This is a genomic window from Erwinia sp. MYb416 (assembly GCF_037479575.1).
GTDB classification, from domain to species: domain Bacteria; phylum Pseudomonadota; class Gammaproteobacteria; order Enterobacterales; family Enterobacteriaceae; genus Erwinia; species Erwinia rhapontici.
In genome coordinates this window covers 1-549 of record NZ_JBBGYT010000270.1, presented here as the reverse complement: position 1 = coordinate 549, position 549 = coordinate 1, and the positions used below count along the sequence as shown (strand labels likewise).

Below are 549 nucleotides of genomic sequence, written 5' to 3'. Positions count from 1 at the left end.
TCTTTAGAGAGCCCTTGTACATCAGATGTGAATCTGTAAGGAAGGGGCCTTAATTGGCCCCTTTATTTTTTCGACTTCGCTTCGCCGTTTGTCATATTTATCCGATAGATTTCACGTTGCAGGAAGGTGGCAACTGAGGGCTGTCCGGGAGCTTACATCAGTAAGTGACTGGAGGGACCGAAGACAGCCAACGCATCTGCGGCTGGAAAGATGAAGGAAAATTCGGCGGGGCAGAATGTTTCTCCCGAGACCAGGCATCTCAAGCGAACGCCGCAAGGCGAGCTGGCAGATGCAAGCTAACCGAGGATTAGAGAATGGCTGATATTACCGCTGCTCTGGTAAAAGAACTGCGCGAGCGCACTGGCGCTGGCATGATGGACTGTAAAAAAGCACTGACCGAAGCCAACGGCGACATCGAGCTGGCGATCGAGAACATGCGTAAATCTGGCGCGATCAAAGCCGCTAAGAAAGCAGGTAACGTTGCTGCTGACGGCGTGATCAAAACTAAGATCGACGGCAACTACGCAGTGATTCTGGAAGTTAACTGCC

General features: G+C 51.5%; 1 protein-coding gene. It reads left to right on the top strand.

Features of this window, described 5'->3' with window-relative positions:
• Positions 1–314: 314 nt before the first annotated feature.
• The coding region (gene tsf / locus WH277_RS02445; RefSeq protein ID WP_339504211.1) for a translation elongation factor Ts at positions 315–549 on the top strand (235 nt) is incomplete at its 3' end.